The sequence below is a fragment of the Clostridiisalibacter paucivorans DSM 22131 genome, from assembly GCF_000620125.1.
GTDB lineage: Bacteria > Bacillota > Clostridia > Tissierellales > Clostridiisalibacteraceae > Clostridiisalibacter > Clostridiisalibacter paucivorans.
In genome coordinates this window covers 14626-37700 of the sequence record NZ_JHVL01000036.1, presented here as the reverse complement: position 1 = coordinate 37700, position 23075 = coordinate 14626, and the positions used below count along the sequence as shown (strand labels likewise).

Annotated in this window: 23 protein-coding genes; 4 read left to right on the top strand and 19 right to left on the bottom strand. The window is 31.5% G+C overall.

Annotated elements, in window-relative coordinates; genetic code table 11:
• Window positions 1-391 precede the first annotated feature (391 nt).
• The 3 genes from Q326_RS18240 to Q326_RS17955 are packed head-to-tail and all read right to left on the bottom strand — an operon-like array spanning window position 392 to window position 1203.
• Window positions 392-547, bottom strand: coding sequence for a helix-turn-helix domain-containing protein (locus Q326_RS18240; RefSeq protein ID WP_084489615.1), 156 nt, complete (start codon window positions 545-547; stop codon window positions 392-394).
• A gap of 3 nt (window positions 548-550) precedes the next feature.
• A complete protein-coding gene (locus Q326_RS0110420) occupies window positions 551-790 on the bottom strand; it encodes a BhlA/UviB family holin-like peptide (RefSeq protein ID WP_026895345.1) in 240 nt (79 codons plus the stop codon).
• A 5-nt stretch (window positions 791-795) separates the two neighbouring features.
• The gene (locus Q326_RS17955; protein ID WP_051531374.1) at window positions 796-1203 is read right to left on the bottom strand and encodes an RNA polymerase sigma factor; all 408 of its coding nucleotides are present in this window, start codon (window positions 1201-1203) and stop codon (window positions 796-798) included.
• Between the two features lie 291 nt (window positions 1204-1494).
• On the opposite strand from Q326_RS17955, the gene Q326_RS0110410 reads away from it, so the two are divergent.
• Window positions 1495-1869, top strand: a complete 375-nt coding sequence (locus Q326_RS0110410) for a hypothetical protein (RefSeq protein WP_026895344.1) — start codon at window positions 1495-1497, stop codon at window positions 1867-1869.
• A gap of 62 nt (window positions 1870-1931) precedes the next feature.
• Here Q326_RS0110410 and Q326_RS0110405 read toward each other — a convergent pair whose 3' ends face one another.
• The 8 genes from Q326_RS0110405 to Q326_RS0110370 all read right to left on the bottom strand — a co-directional run bounded on the left by Q326_RS0110405 (window position 1932) and on the right by Q326_RS0110370 (window position 10197).
• Entirely contained in the window at window positions 1932-2336 is a 405-nt protein-coding gene (locus Q326_RS0110405; protein ID WP_026895343.1) for a hypothetical protein, read from the bottom strand.
• Window positions 2337-2660: 324 nt separating this feature from the next.
• Window positions 2661-3464 carry a pyrroline-5-carboxylate reductase gene (gene proC / locus Q326_RS0110400; RefSeq protein WP_026895342.1) on the bottom strand — a complete coding sequence of 268 codons (804 nt, stop codon included), beginning with the start codon at window positions 3462-3464 and terminating at the stop codon, window positions 2661-2663.
• Between the two features lie 80 nt (window positions 3465-3544).
• The gene (gene hypD / locus Q326_RS0110395; protein ID WP_026895341.1) at window positions 3545-5905 is read right to left on the bottom strand and encodes a trans-4-hydroxy-L-proline dehydratase; all 2361 of its coding nucleotides are present in this window, start codon (window positions 5903-5905) and stop codon (window positions 3545-3547) included.
• 6 nt (window positions 5906-5911) lie between these two features.
• On the bottom strand, window positions 5912-6814 hold the full coding sequence (locus Q326_RS0110390) for a trans-4-hydroxy-L-proline dehydratase activase (RefSeq protein WP_026895340.1): 903 nt from the start codon (window positions 6812-6814) through the stop codon (window positions 5912-5914).
• On the bottom strand, window positions 6807-7391 hold the full coding sequence (locus Q326_RS0110385; RefSeq protein ID WP_026895339.1) for a helix-turn-helix domain-containing protein: 585 nt from the start codon (window positions 7389-7391) through the stop codon (window positions 6807-6809). The genes Q326_RS0110390 and Q326_RS0110385 overlap by 8 nt, the downstream gene beginning before the upstream one ends.
• A 153-nt stretch (window positions 7392-7544) precedes the next feature.
• Window positions 7545-8564: a proline racemase family protein gene (locus Q326_RS0110380; protein WP_245592088.1), complete on the bottom strand. Its 1020-nt coding sequence runs from the start codon at window positions 8562-8564 to the stop codon at window positions 7545-7547.
• A 25-nt stretch (window positions 8565-8589) separates the two neighbouring features.
• Window positions 8590-9534 (bottom strand): ornithine cyclodeaminase family protein, encoded by a 945-nt coding sequence (locus tag Q326_RS0110375; RefSeq protein WP_284071433.1) that lies wholly within the window; start codon window positions 9532-9534, stop codon window positions 8590-8592.
• 93 nt (window positions 9535-9627) lie between these two features.
• On the bottom strand, window positions 9628-10197 hold the full coding sequence (locus Q326_RS0110370) for a helix-turn-helix domain-containing protein (RefSeq protein WP_026895336.1): 570 nt from the start codon (window positions 10195-10197) through the stop codon (window positions 9628-9630).
• 422 nt (window positions 10198-10619) lie between these two features.
• Here Q326_RS0110370 and Q326_RS0110365 point away from each other — a divergent pair, with 422 nt between their 5' ends.
• From Q326_RS0110365 to Q326_RS0110355, 3 genes are all read left to right on the top strand, one after another.
• On the top strand, window positions 10620-11819 hold the full coding sequence (locus Q326_RS0110365; RefSeq protein WP_250160335.1) for a CD0519/CD1768 family membrane protein: 1200 nt from the start codon (window positions 10620-10622) through the stop codon (window positions 11817-11819).
• A gap of 149 nt (window positions 11820-11968) precedes the next feature.
• On the top strand, window positions 11969-13363 hold the full coding sequence (locus tag Q326_RS0110360; protein ID WP_026895334.1) for a sodium:solute symporter family protein: 1395 nt from the start codon (window positions 11969-11971) through the stop codon (window positions 13361-13363).
• A 24-nt stretch (window positions 13364-13387) separates the two neighbouring features.
• Window positions 13388-14482: a M24 family metallopeptidase gene (locus tag Q326_RS0110355; RefSeq protein WP_026895333.1), complete on the top strand. Its 1095-nt coding sequence runs from the start codon at window positions 13388-13390 to the stop codon at window positions 14480-14482.
• Window positions 14483-14615: 133 nt separating this feature from the next.
• Here the strand turns inward: Q326_RS0110355 and Q326_RS0110350 are convergent, their stop codons facing one another.
• The 8 genes from Q326_RS0110350 to Q326_RS0110315 form a co-directional block, all read right to left on the bottom strand.
• On the bottom strand, window positions 14616-16106 hold the full coding sequence (locus Q326_RS0110350) for a UxaA family hydrolase (RefSeq protein ID WP_026895332.1): 1491 nt from the start codon (window positions 16104-16106) through the stop codon (window positions 14616-14618).
• Between the two features lie 13 nt (window positions 16107-16119).
• A complete protein-coding gene (locus tag Q326_RS0110345) occupies window positions 16120-17004 on the bottom strand; it encodes an aldose 1-epimerase family protein (RefSeq protein ID WP_026895331.1) in 885 nt (294 codons plus the stop codon).
• A 14-nt stretch (window positions 17005-17018) separates the two neighbouring features.
• Complete coding sequence (locus Q326_RS0110340; protein WP_026895330.1) at window positions 17019-17951, bottom strand: AEC family transporter; 933 nt, start codon at window positions 17949-17951, stop codon at window positions 17019-17021.
• Between the two features lie 27 nt (window positions 17952-17978).
• On the bottom strand, window positions 17979-19163 hold the full coding sequence (nagA, locus tag Q326_RS0110335; protein ID WP_205687671.1) for an N-acetylglucosamine-6-phosphate deacetylase: 1185 nt from the start codon (window positions 19161-19163) through the stop codon (window positions 17979-17981).
• Between the two features lie 172 nt (window positions 19164-19335).
• The gene (locus tag Q326_RS0110330; protein ID WP_026895328.1) at window positions 19336-20079 is read right to left on the bottom strand and encodes a glucosamine-6-phosphate deaminase; all 744 of its coding nucleotides are present in this window, start codon (window positions 20077-20079) and stop codon (window positions 19336-19338) included.
• Window positions 20080-20115: 36 nt separating this feature from the next.
• Window positions 20116-21411: a TRAP transporter large permease gene (locus Q326_RS0110325; RefSeq protein WP_026895327.1), complete on the bottom strand. Its 1296-nt coding sequence runs from the start codon at window positions 21409-21411 to the stop codon at window positions 20116-20118.
• The gene (locus Q326_RS0110320) at window positions 21411-21902 is read right to left on the bottom strand and encodes a TRAP transporter small permease (protein WP_026895326.1); all 492 of its coding nucleotides are present in this window, start codon (window positions 21900-21902) and stop codon (window positions 21411-21413) included. The genes Q326_RS0110325 and Q326_RS0110320 overlap by 1 nt, the downstream gene beginning before the upstream one ends.
• 78 nt (window positions 21903-21980) lie before the next feature.
• Window positions 21981-22994: a TRAP transporter substrate-binding protein gene (locus Q326_RS0110315; protein ID WP_026895325.1), complete on the bottom strand. Its 1014-nt coding sequence runs from the start codon at window positions 22992-22994 to the stop codon at window positions 21981-21983.
• Window positions 22995-23075 lie beyond the last annotated feature (81 nt).

Genomic DNA, 23075 nt, shown 5'->3' with positions numbered 1-23075 from the left:
TTCAGTTTATACTTTACCTATGAGGAATTGAAACTCATACAGTAAATAGATAGTTTTAATATGTTATAACTATATTAATATAGTGAGAGTATTAAAAAAATCTGTATAGTACCAAGAACCCCATTGGCTTTAGCTGTGGAAGTTTCAACAAGTAAGCTATTTATAAAATATCTAATAGAACCCAATTTCAGTTAATAAAAACAACACATTTAAGAGGTGTAAAATGTCATATATATTTATACTTTAAATTATTACTTTATCTTCATTTTATATAAATAACATAGCAATCTTAAAAAATAGAGAGATTAACAAATTATTTGTTAATCTCTCTATTTTTTCTCAATAACAGTACCATAAACTATAGATTAGGGCATTAATTACAAAGGTATATTTAACATACGATTTTGAAGCATTTGTATGCTTTCATAGTTAATTTTTGTTTTAAATCTTCATCTATTTGGCCATTTATATAGCTATATTTTTTTATATATCTTTCTATATATTGATAATATGTTTCAAAATTAACCTTATCTTTCATAGCCACCATCCTTTAATCCCCTGAAGTTTTTTTGTAAACATAGTTCTTTAATTCCTCTACATTTTGCTTAACATCTTCAATCAAATTCAATTTGTCAGTTAAACTTGCAATGATTTCTTGATATTTCCTTTCCCTATCTTCTTGCTTTAGATCTCGTTTTTCCTGACTTTTTAAGATGTAAAAAATAAGAAGTATCGTAAGAAGTGTCCATATGCCTTGGGAGGATGCCAATTCAATTATTTTTTCTTCCATAAAACTCACGCCTTTAATTTCTCTTTAAGTTTAGATAGCGCTAAATTATGTGTTTTATTTACTACTTGTCTAGATATATTTAATAGCCTAGATACCTCTTTAATACTTAGACTTTCAACATAGACATAATATAGAATTTCTCTTTGTCTGTCAGTAAGTCTTGCTAGAGCTTTTAATAACTCTTCATCTCCAGTTATGTCCTCTATACTATTGTATCTATAACTATAGTTATCTTCATCAAAGGTTAATGTATCTATTAATGAAGTCCTTTTATCATCATTTAAAGGTTTGTCTAATATTAACAACTCTCTATTTTGGTCTTTTTTAAATTTTCTATAATAATCATTTCTGCACATTTTAAGACTCTTTATAATGTAAGCTAGATCCTTTTTACTGATATTAAATTTATCCATATCATCTCCCCTTTCATGGAAAATATTAGATGGTAATACTTATTATAACATAAAAAGAACATATGTTCTAAGAGATGAAAAAAAATTAATTTTTTGTTTCTTATTATATATAGACGAAATAACTTTTGGATTTGTAACCCTAATTATAAAAAAATAGGAAATATTTTGAAATGTTTTTTATAATTAGGGTTACAAAATAGAATTTCATTTCGTCTATATATAGTGTAAGGCGAAACAAGCTGATCAGCTAAATATACTTACAAAATAAAAATTTAAAGGGAGAGATATATTATGGCAAGTAGACTTTTAAAAGAAGAAAGTAAGACTTTTTCAGGCATGAAACTTACTCAGTATGTGAATGAAGAAAATGGAACTAATTTTGACAACATAGTAGAGGCTGTTGCAGGACTAGGGATAGCTGCTGTGGGGGCTGCTGTAACTAATCCTATGGCTTCAGCTATAGCAACAGCATTAGGTTTAGCTCTTGCTATTGATGCAGTAATAGATGCAGTTACTGAAGCATTGGATGACTCAGATTTAGAAAGTACTATTAAAAAAATGGATGAAGGAGATTCTCTAAAAGTTATAACTAAGTTTTATGAGTGGTCTTCTGGTAGTGGAAACCATTATACTTGGTATAGTGAAGAAGAGTTTGAAATAGTTTAGGATTGTTATATGAATTATGGAAAAAGCTAAGTGCTATAATTGCCTTAGCTTTTTTTATAATTTCAATTTTCATAATTATATATATTTATTTTTTTGTATAGCATATTAAGAGTTAAAATTAATCCACTTGCAATTAATAACATCTGTATAAAATATTTTATATCATAATATTTATATAATCCTATGAAGATAAAGGCATAAGCTACTGCAAAGATTATAATTTTAGGTCCTCTATTGATAGATATATTCAAAGATTTAAGCAAAAAATAAATTGATAAAACAAAAAAGTAGATATGAACATACAGATGGGTGTATGAATCTATATTGGAATTTATTTTTAATTTCTCAACAACGTTAGTCCAATCTCTTATATTGATATCTATGACATGAACCATCCCAATATAAACAAGCAAGTGTATTACATATATACTTGCTATTAATAATATAGTTTTATTGACTTTCTTCATAAAGACCCTCCAGATATAATTTTAAATTTATATATTTTCATAAAGCTATATGAATTAATTTCATTATAACAAATATGGTAAAAAAATACAATGAACAGGGTATTGTTTTTACTTATATTGGTGATTAAGTCCTAGTATTAGAGAACAATAAAAAAGTTAGTAGCTAACAGTAAGTAGTTATTAGTTTAATGATGAAATCCATAGTATTTCCACCATCAACTACTAACTACCAACTACTAACTACTAACTATATCTATACCTTTGTCATAATTGTATATCTGCAAACAACCATGAGACTTATCTCTTTTTATATACCTATAGTATTTATGAAAGCTCTTTAGATTTCTTTACACATCCTCTCACTGCTTCAATAACGGCACTTCTCAGACCTTTATCTTCCAATATCTTCACTGCTTCTATAGTGGTGCCACCTGGTGAGCAAACCATATCCTTTAAATCTCCAGGGTGCCTTCCAGTATCTAGAACCATTTGGGCTGAACCCAATACAGCTTGTGCTGCCATTTTATATGCCTTATCTCTAGGCATACCTTCAAGGACTGCTCCATCTGCCATTGCCTCTATAAACATATATACATAAGCAGGTGATGAACCACTTACCCCTGTAACTACATCCATAAGTTTTTCATCTACAACTTCTGCACTTCCAAAGCTTTCAAATATTTCTAATACTTCATCCAATTCATCTTTGGGCACATTAGTATTATTACATATAGCTGACATACCTTGACCTACTAGAGCAGGTGTATTGGGCATAACTCTAACCAACTTTATATTTTTATTAAACCTCTCTTCTATTTGAGATATTTTTTTACCTGCAGCAATAGATATTATAAGTACATCGTCATTGATCTTATCTTTTATTCCATCGATTACTAAATCACATATATGTGGTTTAACAGCCAATATTATTATTTGAGCATTCTCTGCCACTTCATTATTATCAGATGTAGTTTTTACATTATATCTATCTTCTACATCTTTCAACAATTTCTCATTTAAATCTGCCACCATAATATTTTCTGGAGAGTATATTTTACTTTCAATGATACCTCCAATTATAGCTTGACCCATATTTCCTCCACCTATAAAACCTAATGTTTTTGACATATATATACCTCCCTATTATACTAACATCTAAATTTTAAAGAGGAGATCTTTACATTATCCCCTCTTTAAATCTGTATTAATTAAATACTCTGCTCTGTTCTAGCTATTATTTCATCTTGCAAATCTTTGTTTAAATTAGAGAAATAATCACTATATCCGGCAACACGGACTATAAGATTTTTATACTCATCTGGTTTTTGTTGAGCTTCTAATAATGTATCTTTGCTTATGACATTGAATTGTATATGATGTCCATCCATTCTAAAGTATGCTCTAACTAAATTAGCCAATTTATCTAATCCATCTTCTCCATCTATAGCTGAAGGAGTAAGCTTTTGATTTAATAATGTTCCTCCTGTAATCAGATGATCCATTTTTGATGCAGATTTTATTACACCAGTTGGACCATTTTTATCTGCTCCCTTAGATGGTGATATACCATCGGCCAAAGGTTCCTTTGCCTTTCTTCCACTGGACAATGCACCAATTACAGATCCAAAATATACATGGCATGTGGTAGGCAACATATTTATTCTATGTTCTCCTCCTTTGATATTGGGTCTTCCTGTCACTTCCTCATAATATGCTCTAAATACACTGCTCATTATCTCATCTGCATATTCCTCATCATTTCCATATTTAGGTGTCCTATTTTTCACTAAATTCAATATATCACCATGTCCCTCAAAATCATCAGCTAAGGCTTCAAGTAATTCACCCATAGTAATATTCTTTTTATCAAACACATGATATTTTATAGAAGTAAGACTATCGGTTATATCTCCTATACCTACCCCTTGTATATAACTTATATTATATCTTGCTCCTCCTGCATTATAATCCTTCCCTTTCTTTATGCAATCATCTATTATTACAGATAAGAACGGTACTGGCATTCTTTCAGCATATAACTTCTCTATAACTCTATTACCTCTGACTTTTATATCTATAAAATGATTCAATTGCTTTTTAAATGCTTCAAACAGTTCTTCATAACTGGAAAATGCTTTAGGATTTCCAGTTTCTATACCAAGTTTTTTTCCAGTCATAGGATCTATACCATTGTTCAATGTAATCTCAAGTACCTTTGGCAAATTAAAATATCCTGTTAAAATATAGGCTTCCTTACCAAATGCACCTGTCTCCACACATCCACTGGTTCCTCCACACCTAGCGTCCACTATATCCTTACCAGCATTTAACATTTCTTGTACTACTGCATCTGCATTAAATAACGAGGGTTGACCCCATCCCTTTCTAACTATTTTTAATGCCCTCTTTAAAAATCTTTGAGGTGTCTTTTTACTTATTTGGACATTGGAACTAGGTTGTAAAAGCTTCATTTGGTCTATTACATCCATTACTAAATAACTTACATCATTTACTCCATCAGAGCCGTCTGGTTTTAATCCTCCACTATTTATATTGGCAAAATCTGTATATGTCGCACTTTCCTTTAATGTTATACCAACTTTAGGAGGAGCTGGTTGATTGTTGAACTTAACCCATAGGCATTGTAACAACTCTTCTGCTTCTTCTCTTGTTAATGACTCTTCTTCCAATTGTTTTTTATAAAATGGATATAGATGTTGATCCAATCTTCCAGGGTTAAAGGAATCCCAAGGATTTAGCTCTGATATAACACATAGGTGTACAAACCAATACATCTGAATAGCTTCTCTAAAAGTCCTGGGTGCATTAGCTGGAACCCAATCACATATATCGGCTATCTCAAGTAGTTCCTTTTTTCTATTGTTATCTTTTTCATCTTTTGCCATATCTTTAGCTAATTGTGCATATCTTTTTCCCAATATCATTATTGCGTCACAGGCTATGCTCATGGCTTCCAATTGATTTTTCCTATCAAGGGCATTATCATCATTATTATAATCTAGATTCTCTATGGCCTCTTGTATATCCTTTTTAAATTGTAAAAATCCTTTTTTATATATCTTACCATCTGCGACAGTGTGTCCTGGGCCCCGTTGTTCTTGAAATTCAGTAAACATACCTGCTTCATAGCAATCCTTCCATTGCTGTGTCATATTCTCAAGTATATGATATCTCATTGACCTTTTTTCCCAATGGGGTATAATTATATCCTCTTGTATCTTCTTTGCCTCTTCATCCACTTTAAAAGATATCTTTTCCCTATCATTCATTATCTGAAGGTCTTCCAATGTATGACAACATAGTTCTGGATATGTGGGAGTTGCAGCAGGTGCTTCTCCCCTTTCTCCTACAATAAGTTCACCATCATTTATACACAGTTTTTTACTAGACATAAACTCCTTTAACACTAATGCCCTCAAAACTGGTTTTGGTACAGTTCCCTCATATTTTTTATATACTGCGTCTACTATTTTTGCCCTTTCCATAGAAATATAAGGCACTGCATTTAAACTTTGCTCCCTTAATTTTTTCACTCTTTCAGTCATCATAAATAATCAACCCCCTATCTTAATTCTTTTATTTAATATTTTAAATTTCTTTAATAGACTATTCATCACTTCTTCCGATGGCTTTTCATCTCCTGTGAGCCTGTAATCCATAGAAAGCCTATCATACTTTTCCATTCCCATCTTATGATATGGAAGAAGATTAACCTGCAATATATTGATATCCTTCAAAAACTCAATTGTACTTTGTATATTTTCAATATCGTCATTTACCCCTTTTATAATGGGGATCCTCACATATATATTACTTCCTGCTTGTGAAAGTCTTTTTAAGTTTTCTAATATAACTTTGTTTGACACACCCATGTATTTATTATGTCTATAGTCATCCATAATCTTTATATCGTAAAGAAATAAATCTGTATAATCAATTATTTTTTCTATATTCTCCCACTTGCTGTATCCACTAGTATCTACAGTTGTATGAATCTCTTCTTCCTTACATAGCTTTAACATATTCTGTAGAAAATCTATCTGTACAAGGGGTTCTCCTCCAGAAAAAGTTACTCCTCCACCAGATTCTTCATAAAAAATTTCATCCTTCTTTATCTCCTTCATTAATTCCGTTGTTGTCATATATTTCCCTACAAATTTTCTAGCTTCATTGGGACAAAAGTCTTCACATTTTCCACATAAAGTACAAATTTCATGATCTATAATGGCTTTTCCGTCTTTTATTTCTATAGCATTTTCAGGACACCTTTTTTCACATATGCCACACCCAGTACATCTGTCTTTAAAATACATTATCTGAAAATCTATATTTTGACTTTCAGGATTATGACACCACCAACAATTCAATGGACAGCCCTTTAAAAAGACAGTAGTTCTAATCCCTGGTCCATCGTGTACAGAATATTTCTGTATATTCATTATCATTCCTCTATTCACCATCATCGCCCCCTTTATCCACCTTAAAATTATTAGGAGTGCTAACTACTACAATCTTAACTGTTCTATTGGTATAATTAGCCCAATTGTGAGTTGAATGGGAACTATAATGGGCACTGTCTCCAGGATATAGTCTATATTCCTTTCCCTCCAGTATCAATGTAAGGATGCCCTCTAGTACATATACAAATTCTTCTCCATTATGGCTGTATTCTTTTACCTCTTCCTCTACATCCATTGGTAGTATATCTATTAGCCTAGGTAATAGATCCATATCCTCTAAATTATTACTGAGATGATAATTAATAAAATTACAATTCATAACCTTATATATCTTCTGCTCAAAACTCTTTAAAACAGGTCTTTTTTTAGACTCTGGTTGCGCAATAAAATAGGATAATTCTACCCTTAAAGCCTCTGCTATTAATTGTAATGAATCAATAGCTATAGTAGTTAATCCCCTCTCCAATTGAGAAAGAAACCCTACAGATAGATTAGTTTTTTCACTTAACTCTTTTAATGTCATACCATTAGATTTTCTTATTTTTTTAATTTTACTTCCTATATTTTCAAACATAAAGGGCCATCAATCTGATTATGAATAATGGCTCTTCACCCCCTTATTCATCATATTTTTATATTCATTGCCAAAACTTAATATTTAATAATTATCAGTTAGTAGTCAGTATAAATATTCTTATAATAACTACTAACCACTAACTACTAAATATTAATTTCCTGTAATTCTAAATCCCTCTACCAATGGATCTTTAGGGTCTAATACCAATTGATTAAAACCCATAATATACGCCGTACCTGAAACCTCTGTAATCACTGCATCATATTCTCCAACTTCCATCTCCTCAATTATCCTTCCTTCCATAGGTGTATCTATAATACTATTGTTTAATAAAATATCATCTCTTTTCATTTCTCCTTTAGCATAGTGTAATGCCACCCTTCCTCCCGTACCTGTTCCTGTGGGAGATCTATCTATTTGTCCCTCAGCAAATATACATACATTTTTAGTTACAAGTTTATCACCATCATTTACAGGTGGCTCATAAAAAATTGTTCCATAAAGCCAATTTACTCCTGATGTAGGGTGATTAAACTCCATAACTTCCATTACTTTATGCTTAATCTCTGTACCAATATCTACTAACTTTTGTGCATTGTCAACGGTTACATGTAATCCTATTTTATTTACATCTAAGTATACATAAAAGGCACCACAATAAACTACATCAGCCACAACATCTCCTATACCATCCACATTGACAACTATATCCTCTCTATATACAAAACAGGGCACATTTTGAAATCTTACCCTTTCCACCTCTCCATCTTCTACATCTGCATATGCAGTTATCCTTCCTGCTGGAGAATCGATTTTTACAATGTTTTCCCCCTCTTTTGGTATAATCATACCAGTTTCCAATGCAACCTTTGTTACAGCGATTATTCCATGACCACACATAGAACTCAATCCCTCATTATGCGTAAACAAAACACCAAAGTCTCCATCATCAGTAACTGGAGGTACTATTATACAACCATACATGCCACTATGTCCCCTTGGCTCTAACATCATCATTTTTCTTAGACCATCATAATTTTTTAACACATATTCCCTTTTTTCAAGGATTGTATTACCTGGAATTTGAGGAAATCCCGATGTAATTATCCTTAACGGTTCTCCTCCTGTGTGGGCATCAATACAATTAATATAATGTTTAAAATGCATCATAATGAAATCACACTCCCCTTTGTATTTATAGTGTAATCCTTTGACCTACTCCTGCTTCTTTGGCGTTTTTATATATAAGTTTAGAAACAGTTATATCAAACAATGCCATGCCTACTGACTTAAAAAAAGTCGTTTTTCCTTTGATTTTATCCTTGTTACCTTCAGATATCAAATAATTGCTAAAATGTCTTATATTATCTCTTTTGAAGATTTCATTATTCAATGGATATAGCAGATCTCCAGTTTCTTCTAAGGCATCTTCAGTATCTATGTATATTTCATCTAGCAACGAAAAAATAGCCTCTGGATATTCTCTCATATTTGGTTTATAGGAACCTATTCCTATAAAATGCTTCCCCTTTAACATTTCTTTATTTTCTGGCAATACTGGGTCATTTGCAGTAGTAGTAGTTATTATCAGTTCTGATTCTTTTAATAATTCTTCTATACTATCTGCTTTAGTAATCTCTATAGTTGGCAATTCCTCTTTCAACTTATTAATAAATGATGGTATTTTATCCTTAAACATATCAAACACTTTAATTTTTTCTATATTTCGTGCCTTACAAGCATAGAGTAATTGATAAAATCCTTGAACTCCTGCACCTACTAGCCCCACGCTATTGATAGAATCTGGTGTAGTATGTCTTACTCCCACTCCTCCTACAGCTCCTGTCCTCAAGGCAGTTAAATATTTACCATCTATCATTGCCAAAGGTTCTCCAGTATTATAATCATTCAGAAGCATAATACCATCTATAACTGGCTTATTCCTTTCCCTATTTTCAGGAAAAACTGTAAGTATTTTTGTTCCAAAAATACCTTCTATAAAACATGGCATATAAAGTAATGTTTTATTTCTAAAGTCTTTATGTATCCTTGGTGGCATATGAAATTTATTTTCCTCATATATTCTATAACTATCTTCTATTGCATCCATTACTTCATCAAAGTTTATACACTTTGATATATCCTTTTCATTTAAATATAAAATTCAAACCATCTCCTTTCTCTATTTATAAATATCTTTAATTCTTAAAACTTCACCACCTTTATTAATATTTTATTTTTCATTTTCTTTAAATGAATTTGGTATATTTATTATCAATATTCTTGTTACTTTATTGGTATAATTATCCCAATTGTGAATATTGTCAGACTTAATATGCATACTGTCTCCTGGATGCAATTCATACCGCATATGATTTAAATATACAGTAAGAATACCTTTTAATACATGTATAAATTCTTCTCCTTTATGTTGAAATTCTTGGATTTCTTCATCTTCCACATTTGGAAGCACATCTATTATTCTAGGAATCATTTCCTTATTTTCTAAGTTATTAGATAGATGAAAATGTATAAATTTATTAGAATCTATTTGTGATACTTCTCTTTCATAACTACGCATTACACATTCCTTTTTTCTATGTCTTTTGACAAAAAAACTAGATAAATTGACATCTAATGCCTTAGCTACCCTCTCTAAAGAATCTGTATCTATGGTAGTAAGACCTCTCTCTAACTGTGAAATAAACCCTGTAGATAATTGTGTTCTTTCACTCAACTCTTTTAACGTTAAGTTTTTATCATTTCTTAGCTTCTTTATTTTCTTTCCTATTTCTATTGTCATATTTCCAACCACCTTTGTTTCGTGAAATTAATTTCATTTTTGTGAAATTTGTTTTGTTTGATTTTTTAAAAGTTTTTGTAACATTTTTCGCCTTTATGCATTGATTTTTCCTTATTCTTTAGTTATATTATATATCTTAATTTTAAAAAAGTCCACTATTTTTTCATAAAAAATATTTTTCAAAAATGAATTGATTTTCATTTATATAAATTGTATAATGAGATTGTATATTAATTGTCAATATTAAAATTCAATTCAAATGCTCTAGTATTATTTTTTCTCTTTTAGGAAATCGTTTTTTAGTGATACCTTTTTAACAAATTTTCAAGGTGAAAAGGAGGTGTTTTTATCTAAGTAGACTCTATTTTTTATTAATCAATTTTTATTATTATATATTTTCATAATTAATGGGGGTGCTGTTATTGGAAAAAACAATGGTTCAATCCAAAGAAAGCAAAAAAGAAGATGCTTTAAGGAAAAAAGCTATATCTGGTGAAACTTTTGTTTTTATAGGAGTAGTAGCCATAATATTTATTTACTTAGCCAATGTTATGGGAATAGGAGTGATGTTCAGTGTAGCAATGAATACTGCCCATGATCTTATATTAAATACTGCATTCTATATCATGGCAGTTGCTGTTTTAGCTGGTGGTGCCGCTGCATTGATGTCTGAATTTGGCATTATTGCACTGGCCAACAAACTTATTTCTCCTATTATGAGACCTTTATTTGGATTACCTGGAGCTGCTTCATTAGGTGCTGTTACAACCTATATATCTGATAATCCAGCTATATTGCCTTTGATTGAAGATAAGGGTTTTGCTAGATATTTTAAAAAATATGAAATTGCTTCTCTATGTAATCTGGGAACAGTTTTCGGAATGGGATTAATAGTTACTAGCTATATTTTAGGTCTCGGCACAGAATATATATTACCTGCCATAATAGGAAATATCGGTGCAGTATTAGGAGGTATTGTAAGTGTACGTCTTATGATCCTTGGAGGCAAAAAGCATTATGGAGATGAAAAAAATATTGTCACTGAAAATTTGAATTCCGATTTACTAGATTATAGACCTATACGTGAAGGAAACCTTTTTCAACGTATATTGGATGCACTAATGGAGGGGGGCAAAAATGGAGTCACTTTAGGATTAAATGTCATTCCAGGTATACTAATAGTTTGTACTATAGTTATGATGCTTACTTTCGGTCCCAGTGGTACAGAAAATGGAGTAGCAGTATACGAAGGTGTGGCATATGAAGGAGTAGCACTATTACCAAAGCTGGGAAACTATATAGCACCAGTTCTTAATTTTTTATTTGGATTTAAAAGCATGGAAGCTTTAGCATTACCTATTACATCTTTAGGTGCTGTTGGTGCAGCTATGGGCATGACTAAAGGCCTTTTAGCCCAAGGTTTAATGGATGCCCATGATATAGCAGTATTCGTTGCTATAGGTATTTGTTGGGCTGGATTTTTAAGTACACATACAGGTATGATGGATTCCATAGGTGGAAGAAAATTGACAAACAAGGCAATAGTAACCCACTTTATAGGTGGTATAGCTGCTGGTGTATTTGCAAATTATTTATATTTAGCAGTTACCTATTTCTTATAATTTTATATTAGGCTACTTTCTCAACAAATTCAGGTTATCACATGTAATTTTCACAGAAAGTAGCCTATTAAATTGAGTTTAAATATATCTAAACTATGTATGTATACTGTATAATTATTTAGTTTTATCTATTCTATAGGAGGGATAAGATGAATATTTATGTAGCAATAGTCGTAGGTTATCTTGTAATAGTGGTATTAGCAGGGCTGTATCTATCAAGACGAGAAGTTAATAGTGGTGATGATTTTGTAGTAGCAGGTAGAAGTTTACCTACCTTTGTATTAGCAGGTACATTACTGGCAACTTGGTGTGGGTCAGGCTCTGTTGTAAGTGGAGCAAGTTTTACTTATAGGTTTGGACCTTGGGCATCCATATTATATTATATAGGTGAGCCATTGTGTATAATCCTGATGTATTTCATAGCTTCAAAGATAAGGGATGCCTCCCAATATACTGTTCCACAAATTATGGAGATAAGATATGGAAAAACAACAAGGCTACTTGCAGCCCTTTGTATATTAATCGCATATATCGGTATTGCTTCATATCAATTTAAAGGTGCTGGATATATTCTTAATTTAATAACCGGCATTTCTCCCGAAGCAGGTACAATTATAAGTGCTGTTATAATTATAACTTTAGCACTAGCTGGTGGTATGTTTTCAGTGGCATATACAGATGCTATGAGTGCATTTTTGATAGTAATCGCATTAGTTGTAGCATTACCTGTTACCCTTACTCAAATTGATGGATTTAGTTTTTACCAACAGTTAAGTAAATCACAAAAAAGCCTTACTGGAGGCATGTCTGGAATACAAGTTATGGGTTATTTATTACCTACTTTGCTTCTTATGTTAGGAGATCAAAATCTATTTCAACGATATTCTTCTGCTAAAGATAGAAATGTAGCAAGAAAATCCAATATCTTATTCTTATTAAGTGATATACTAATATTAGTGCCTATTATAACATTATCTTCTGCTGCCATAATTTTATTTCCAGATATAACTCCTGACACTGCATTGTTAAGCGTATTTATGCATTCTATCCCCCCTGTATTAGGTGGGCTGGGCCTTGCTGCTGCAACTGCTTTTATTATTACTACAGGTGATTCATTCCTATTATCAGCAGCTACAATAGTTACTTATGACTTTTTTATACCCTTTGTCAAACCCAATGCTAATCAAAAAGATAAATTGAAAATTACTAGAATTTCCATATTAGTCATAGGTGTTTTAGCCTATATAACACTTCAATTCTTCCCAAGTGTTCTAGCCGCCCAGATGTATTCATATACAATATATGGAGCAGCAATAACACCTCCATTGTTGGCAGCACTTTTCTGGAAAAAGGCTACTACTAAAGGAGCACTTACATCTCTTGTTTTAGGATCCTTAGGTACTCTATTTTGGGAACTAGTATTAAATAATCCCTTTGGATGGAATAGCGTATTGTTTTCTGCACCACTGTCCATAATTGGATTAATTATAGTAAGTTTAATGACATATAAAGAGGCAGATAATGTGACCCAACCTCTAAAATAATCAAAATATAAGGAGGAATTTATTATGTTAGATAAGAGATTAGATAAAGCAATACATTTAATGACAGAAAAAAATCTAGATGCCTTGTTAATTGGCCCTGGTTCAGATTTAAAATATTTTACAGGACTAAATCCTTCCACAGATGAAAGATTCAAGGCATTGTTCATATTAAAAAATGGAGACAAATTTTACATATGCCCTGAACTTTATCTTGAAGAAACTGAAGAAATATTGAATAATAGTATAGAGATATTCTGCTGGAGTGATGGAGAAGGATTTATTAATGCCATCAAAGATGCATGTGCAAAATATAATATCAAGAATATAAAGATAGGCATAAATGACACATTAAGGGCTGTAGATATATTGGAAATAAATAGTTTTATTGATACAAACTTTGTACTTGGTACTGAAGTCATGGAAAATATCAGAATGATTAAAACTAAAGATGAAATTAAACATCTTAAGGAAGCTGCTAATATTGCAGATCGAGTATTTTCTGATATAGTAAAATTCATAAGACCTGGTATAATGGAAAGAGATATAAAAAATAAAATAGAAGAACTTTTTATGGAGAAAGGGGCAGAAGAACTTTCCTTTGATACTATAGTAGCCTCTGGTCCCAATAGTTCTAAACCTCATTATAATGATGACAGTCGTATTATAGAAAAAAATGATATCATTATTTTGGACTTTGGATGTAAATATAATGGTTATTGTTCTGATATGTCTAGAACTGTATTCGTAGGTACTCCCACAGAAGAACAACGCAAAATATACAATATAGTATTGCATGCAAATATGGAAGCGGAAAAATTTGCTAAAAAAGGAGTTACCGCTGGCGATGTAGATAAAACTGCTAGAGATATTATAGACGATGCTGGTTATGGAAAATATTTTATAAATAGAACTGGTCATGGAATAGGTATGGATGTACATGAAGGACCATATATTAAAGAAAAAAATGCATTGCAACTAGATAATGGCATGTCTTTCAGTATAGAACCTGGTATATATCTTCCTGGCAAATATGGAATGAGGGTTGAAGATATAGTTGTCATTGAAGATGGAAAAAGTACCATTCTAAATAATTCACCAAAAGATATGACCATATTATAAACAATTAAAAATAGTTAGTAGTCTAATGATAAAATTCACAGGATTTCCGTCATTAGCTACTAACTCATTATATTTTGTTACAAATTCCAACAAATATTTCATTACTGAAAGATATACTTAAACTACTATATTTCTATAATGTAACTCCTGTCTTAAATATGGCTATCTCTCTGAAATCATTTTTCTCATTATTTACTAATTTACCATTAGATACATCTATAACATATTCGATGAACTCTTCCAATAATTCATCCATTGATTTATTCTTCAAAAGTACTCCTGCATCAAAATCTATCCAACGTCTTTTCTTATTGTATAATTCTGAATTAGTAGCTATCTTCATAGTAGGCACAAAACTTCCAAAGGGAGTTCCTCTACCTGTAGTAAATAATACCATATGACATCCAGAAGCTCCCAACACAGTAGAAGCCACAAGATCATTACCTGGAGATTCCAATAAGTTTAGCCCTTTTCTCTCTAAAACTTCTCCATATTTCAATACATCTACTATCTCTGCACTTCCTCCCTTTTGGATACAACCCAAAGACTTTTCTTCTAATGTAGTTATTCCCCCCTCTTTATTTCCTGGGGAAGGATTTTCATATACAGGTTGTTCATGTCTTATAAAATAGTTTTTAAAATCATTTATCAATGCCACTGTATCATTAAATACTTCTTCATTTTTTGCTCTTTCCATCAGAAATGTCTCTGCACCGAACATCTCTGGAACTTCTGTGAGTACAGTTGTACCTCCTTGACTTATAAGAAAATCTGAAAACGCACCCAATAGCGGATTTGCAGTTATACCTGAGAATCCATCAGAACCTCCACATTTTAGTCCTATCTTCAATTCACTTATAGATATTTCTTCCCTAATATCTTTTTTCATATTATTAAATAACTGGGATAAAATTTTAATTCCTTCTTCTAATTCATCATCTACATCTTGGGCTACTAAAAATTTCACTCTATCTTTATCATAATCTCCTAGACTTTTAATAAATTGATCCATTGTATTATTTTCACAACCCAATCCCAATACTAATACTCCTCCTGCATTGGGATGCTTCACTATATCACCCAATATTTTTACAGTATTCTGGTGGTCATCTCCCAATTGAGAACAGCCATAATTATGCTTAAATACCTCCATTCCATCTATATCTTCTGAATTTATTGTAGCCTTAAATTCTTTTAATATCATTTCTCCAATACCATTTACACATCCCACTGTAGGCACTATCCAAAGCTCATTTCTTATACCTATATCTCCATTTTTTCTCTTATATCCTTTAAACGTAAGACCTCTATCTTTTGTATTATCTTTATCTACAACTCTTTTATCATAAGAATACTCCAAAACTCCTTCTAAAGATGTCTTCATATTATGGGAATGAACATGGCTACCCATATCTATTAACTCCTTGGCATATCCTATAGTAGCACCATATTTTATTATTCTACTCCCCTGCTCTAGAGATTCCAGTGCTATCTTATGTCCTTTAGGTATGATATCCTTTATAGATACTTCTCTACCATCTACATTTATATGTTCTCCCATTTTAAAGTCTCTGAGGGCTATTACTATATTATCTTTATCATTTATCTTTATAAAGTCCTTCATTATATACACTCCTTTATATGAATTCTATGCTATAGCTACAACTGAAGGATTCACTCTTTTCAAGTTTAGTAATCCCTGGCTTTTGACTTAATTCATAAGGTCCATCATTAAAATCTGGAAGTCCATACCATGGCTCTATGCATACAAATGGATGTAATCCATTCGGTTTTCGCTTGGACCATATAGCTAAATAAGGAAAATCATCAAATTTTATTCTAATCTCTTTATTATGATTTTTACTCTTTAGAGATATCATCTTTTTCTTAATATCTTCAAATATAACTGTATCTTTTTCAAATAATTGATATCCTATTTGCAATTTATCTATTTTATCTCCTACTATTTGTTTTTTCTTAGTCAGCATTTTTATATTGTCATCCATTACATATGTCTCTAATCTTTCTTTATCCTTAAATTGTATAAAATAATCTTCCATCTTTTCATCCTTAAATAGTGGACAATTAAAAGCAGGATGTCCTCCAACAGAAAAATATATATCTTTGTCATCTAAATTTTCTACATAGAACTCTACATTTAATTTATTATCATCTAACTTATACATTATGTTGAAATTAAATTTATAAGGATATTTTGTTAAACTCAATTCATCATATTTTAGCTGTAATTTGACAAAATTTTTTTCTACATCAACTACATTAAAATATGATGAAGGTGCAATACCATGTTTTTCAAGTCTATATTCTCTTCCATCCACATAATATTTTCCATCAAAAAGTCTAGCAATTATAGGGAACAATACTGGAGAATGATTTGGCCATATATCTTCTTTTGCCTGCCAAATATATTCTAAGTTGTAAACTTTATCCTTTACACTGTTCAATTCTCCCCCCAATTCATTTATTTTCACACTTAAATATTTATTTTTTAATAGAATCATATATAAAACCCCATTTATATTAATTTTTCTATTACTGTCACCATAATAGGAATCGTAATTATACTCAAAACAGTTGTTAAAAATACAGTCATTGCTGCATATCTATAATCTCTATTATAGGTTCTAGCAAGTATGGAAACCACAACCATAGTAGGCATTGAAGCCTCCAAAATAAGTATTTTTTTTATCAATACATCTATATTAAGTTTGTACACAATTACAAACATTAAAAAACCTGATATAAACAGCTTTAAAAAACATATAAAAATCATAGACCTGTCTATAATTTTCAAATTTATCTTAAGACTCCCTATTATTATACCTACTACCAGCAAAGAAAGAGCAATAGTAGTATCCCCCAACATATTCAGTGCATTACTAACCAGACTAGGTAATTCAATATCTAATAAATATAATATAATAGCTATTATTATTGCAATCAATGGAGGGTTCACTACACTTTTTATTAGTTTTTTTGCAGATGTAATTTCATTTTTTAATATGCTTATAGCCAGACTATAGAGTACAATATTTACCCCTAAATCATAAAAAAACACCATTCCAACAACCTTATTTCCATATAGTGTAATCATCAATGGGAGTCCTACAAATACAGTATTTGGGAATGCCATAGCAAGGGCAAATACATCTTCTTTATGGGGGGCTATAGATGATATTTGCCTTGCTATACCTTTCCCAAAATACAGTATTATCAATGTAAACAAAAAAGATATAATAGGTACTATATATAAATCCCCTATGAGGATAATTTCCAAACTTTTAGGTATCTCTGATATTATTAGTGCAGGTATTGCTATGTATATTATTATATCGGTCAATGCCTTAGTATCTTTTTCTTTGACTATACCCCTTTTAGATATAACTATTCCTGTTGCTAAAAATATCAGAATTGTTCCTATGGTTTCAATAAGTTTTATAATTTCCACAAAGTTCCTCCTGTAGGATATCCTTTATTACTTTTGTACAGTTATTTTACCCTGTACCATTACCGTATCTATATTTATATTTTCATCAAATACTATTATATCTGCATCTTTTTCAGGTGCTATACTCCCTTTTTGGTCATATATTCTCATCACCTTAGCAGGGTTTATTGTCATCATCTTCACTGCTTCTTCCATAGGCATATCAACTAAATTTACCATATTCCTAACCAATCTATCTGCTGTAGCTACACTACCAGCAAATGCAGTCCTATCAATAAGTTTTGCAACTCCATCTTCCACAATAACCCGCTGCCCTGTATCTTTGCTACCAAGTATATATTCGCCTTCAGGCATCCCAGCTGCTCTCATTGAATCAGTAACTAAACATATCTTGTCTGGTCCTTTTACCTTATATATAAGCTTTAAAAGACTAGCAGGCAAATGCATACCGTCAGCTATAACTTCTACATACATTTCATCTATAAGATATGCCCCTTCCACCATTCCAGCATATCTAAATGCATTTATACGCTTTACCATAGACATACCAGAGTATAGATGAGTTACTAGATTATAGCCATTTTCAAACGCTTCTTCTACCTGCTCAGATATTGCATCACTATGTCCCATGGAACATACTACTCCCCTTTTACTAAGAACTCTACCCATTTCCATAGCACCAGGAAGCTCAGGAGCTACAGTCCACCTCACTATGTCATCACAATAATCTAATATCTTAGTATATTCTTCCTTATCAGGATTCTTTAAATATTTAGGATCTTGAGCACCTCTTTGTTCAAATGAAAAATACGGTCCTTCTAAATGGATACCTAATATATTGGGACATAATTTAGCATCTTTTTTAGCCAATTTTACATTGTCCAAAGTATTATATAGAGTATCCATGGTACTGGTCAATGTAGTAGGTACTATGGATGTAGTCCCATGGTACATATGAGCCTTAGCTCCCTGTACAATAGCATCCACAGTTCCATCCATAAAATCATGTCCGCCCCCTCCATGGGTATGTATATCTATGAAACCAGGAGATATATATTTGCCTTGCACATCTACTACTCTGTAATCACTATATTTTTCATGATTATTATCTGTAAATATCTCTTTTATCTTGTCTTTTTCTATTACTACTCCACCATTTTCTATAATGCCTTCTTCTGTTATAACTTTACCGTTTTTAAATACAACTGCCATATTCACCATTCCCTTATATTATTTGACATAATAATGCATTATTTCATATATAATTCCATACAAATAGGGGAGAAAAATCTTGAAATTGTATTATTTGACCTTAATCAAGTTTACAATCTTATTTTCTCCCCTTTCAATCAACTACAAGCTATCAATTACTCACAACTAAATATTAATTATATTTTTCAACATCTATCAGTGATGCTGAATTCTCATCTACAAATAATGTCCAATCACTGTGTTGTTTTAACATTGTAGCAGGTATTTCATTATTTAAATCATTTTCTAATGTATTTTTTATAGCCTCAGCTTTTACTTTATGAGGTACACAAGATATTATCTTTTTACTTTGCATTATTTGATATACTGTCATAGTTATAGCCTGATCTGGCACATCATTCTTAGTATCAAACCATCCCTCTCCAACTTGTTGCATCTTACATTTATTATCTAGATTAACCTTTATATAGGCCTCTTTAGTATCAAAGTCTGCTGGCGGATCATTGAATGCTATATGGGCATTTTCTCCTATGCCAATAAGAGCAACATCTATAGGTGCCCTTCTTATTTCTTCAGTCAATTTTTTGATATTTTCTTCCACATCTCCTTCACCATTTACAAAATATGCCTCTTTTATGTCTACATGGGATACAAATCTCTCTTTTAAATACTTTCTAAAACTGGCTATATGTGACTCTGGTAATCCCACATATTCATCCAAATGGAACATTTCAACTTTGCTCCAATCCACATCTTTTTTTACTAATTCAGATATAGTAGTAAACTGAGATGCACCAGTAGATAATAATAATCTTGCACTTCCCTTTTCTTCTATAACTTTATTTAAAGCTTCTGCAGCAGAATCTGCAGCTTTTTTACCTAATTCTTCAGCTGTTTTACTAAGAACTATTTTCATTTCTATTCCTCCTTGATTTTTATAAGTATATAAGTTTTATGGCTGTATCACACTGGGAAGCCATAATGTCAATTCAGGTATAGCTATTATTAAAAGTAGTATTAATAACATAGAAACATAAAAAGGTATAAATGACCTTATGGACTTTTCTATGGGTAAATCAGCTATAGCACATCCCACGAACAGAGACGTTCCCACTGGTGGTGTACAAAGTCCCAAACCTAGATTTAATATCATTATGATTCCAAAATGTATAGGGTGTATCCCTATTTGAGTTGCCACTGGCAATAATATTGGCGTAAGTAATAATATCAATACTCCCATATCCATAACCATTCCTAATACAAGTAATAAAATATTCATCAAAAACATTATTATTACAGGGTTATCTGATATAGTTAGGAAAAAATTAGATACCAATGTAGGCACTTTTAAATATGCCAATAAGAAACCAAATGAAGATGAAGTAGCTATAATAGCTATAATCATCGCCAATGTCTTAGATGATGACAAAAATATTTCTTTTATCTTATTAAAAGTCATATTTTTATAGACAAATGTAGTAATCAAAATAGCATAGACTCCTGCAACTGCTGCAGACTCGGTAGCAGTAAAGATACCAAACACAATACCTCCAATAATAATAACTACAGTAAATAGACCCAATATAGCGTCTTTAACTATAAGTAAACTTTCCCTCAATGTAAATCCCTTACCCACAGGGTAACGTCTCTTAACAGCAATTATATAAGTTACAAGCATTAAGGCTAGTCCCAATAGCATCCCAGGTATATATCCTGCCAAAAATAATTTACTTATGGATATACCTCCTGCTGCCAATGAATAATAAATCATATTTTGACTAGGAGGAATTATAACACCCTGTACTGAAGAAGTAACCGTTACAGCAACACTATAATCCTTGTCATATCCTTCTTTTTCCATTGCAGGGATTAAAAACGATCCTATAGAAGAAACATCAGCTACAGATGATCCCGATACTCCTCCAAAGAACATACTTGTTATTACATTTACCATGGCTGTTCCACCACGAATCTTTCCAACAATTACATTGGCAAATTTCATCAATTTATCACTAATGCCTCCATCAGTCATAATTTGTGCAGCCAATATGAAAAACGGTACAGCTAAAAAGGTAAAACTATTAAGCCCATTGACCATCTTTTGGAATATAAGTAATAGGGGTATATCTAGATATATTGCTGTAAGTACTGATGAAATCCCTAAAGCAAAGGCTATAGGAACCCTTATCAACATCAGACCAAATAATAAACCGAATAATATTAAAACACCCATCATTTCCGGAGACATTATTTTACCTCGCTTTCTTCTTGGGAAATAAATATTTTTAATATATGAACTATAGTAAACATAACCATAAGAACACCTGCTACTGCCATAGCCATATACATTAATGTCCTACTAATATGGGATGCAGGTAAATATTTCCCCTTGGAAATCTTCATTAATTCAATTCCATAATATATCATAAGTCCTGAAAAACCTAACATTAATATATGTCTTATTAAATCAAATATTGTTCTAGTACCCTTTTTACAACTTAAGTAAAAAGACTCTATAGATATATGGCAATCTTCTCTTACAGCTAAGGATATAGCCAAATAGCCAAACCATATAAGCATTAATAATGTAACTTCTTCTGACCACATAGTTGGATTATTGAATACATATCTAAGAACAACTTGTACAAATGTAATCACCAGCATAAAAGTTAACAGTATACTGCTAACCCATTTTATTATTAAAGTCATTTTATCTAGTATCTTATTTGCCTTTATCATCCAATCACACCTTAGATTAATATATTGTTTTGGCAAACCTATCTGTCATATATGACAGATAGGTTTGCATTTTATAAATTATTTTACTGCACGAATTTTCTCTATAATGTCAGCAAACTGTGGATAATTATCATACAATGGCGCAACTGCATCTTGGAATTCTTTAACATCTACTTCATAAACAGTTGTTCCTGCTGCTTCCACTTCTTTTCTAAATTCTTCTTGTTTTTCATTCATAGCCTTACGTTCAAATTTTGTAGCTTCTTCAGCTGCAGCTTTTATAGCTTCTTGATGATCTGCTGATAAGCCATCCCATACCTCTTTACTCATTACTATAAGAGCTGGAGGACTTAAATGTCCATCTAAAGTATAATGTTTTGCAACTTCATAATGTCCTGAAGTATAGTAACTTACAAAATCATTTTCTGCTCCATCAATTACACCAGTTTGTAATGAAGTAAATACTTCACCATAGTTCATTGGAGTAGGAACTCCTCCTAATAATTTAACCATTTCTATAGCAACATCAGATTTCTGTACTCTAACCTTCTGACCTTTTAAGTCTGCTAAAGATTTTATAGGTTTTTCAGTAGTATAGAAGTTTCTTGTGCCTGCTTCTAAGTATCCAAATCCAACCATGTTGTAATCTTCTAATTTCTTAAGTACTTCTTGTCCTATTTCTCCATCAAGAACTTTATATTTATGTTCTTGTCCACTGAAGATATAAGGCAATGTAAATACCCTTAAATCTTCTACTGTTTGTGCCAATGTAACAGAATTAACACGGGCAATATCTAATACACCAGCCTGTACTTGGTCTATATTCTCTGTTTCTTGTCCCAATTGAGCATTGGCATATACTTCAACTTTTACTTCTCCATTAGTCTTCTCTTCAACTAATTCTGCGAATTTGTTCATTGCAACAGTTACAGGGTTGCTGTCTGGTTGGTTTTCTGCCAATCTAAGTACAATTGGCTCTCCACTCTTTTCACCATTAGTAGCTGTATCATCTCCTCCAGAACAAGCCGCTAAATTAAATACCATCAACAAACTCAATACTAAGATTCCTACATTTCTTAATTTTTTAGACATATAAAATCGTCCCCTCCTTCAGTTATTTTTCTTCCACAAAATTCTTTACCAAAATTTAATTCACATGTCCCCCCTTATACT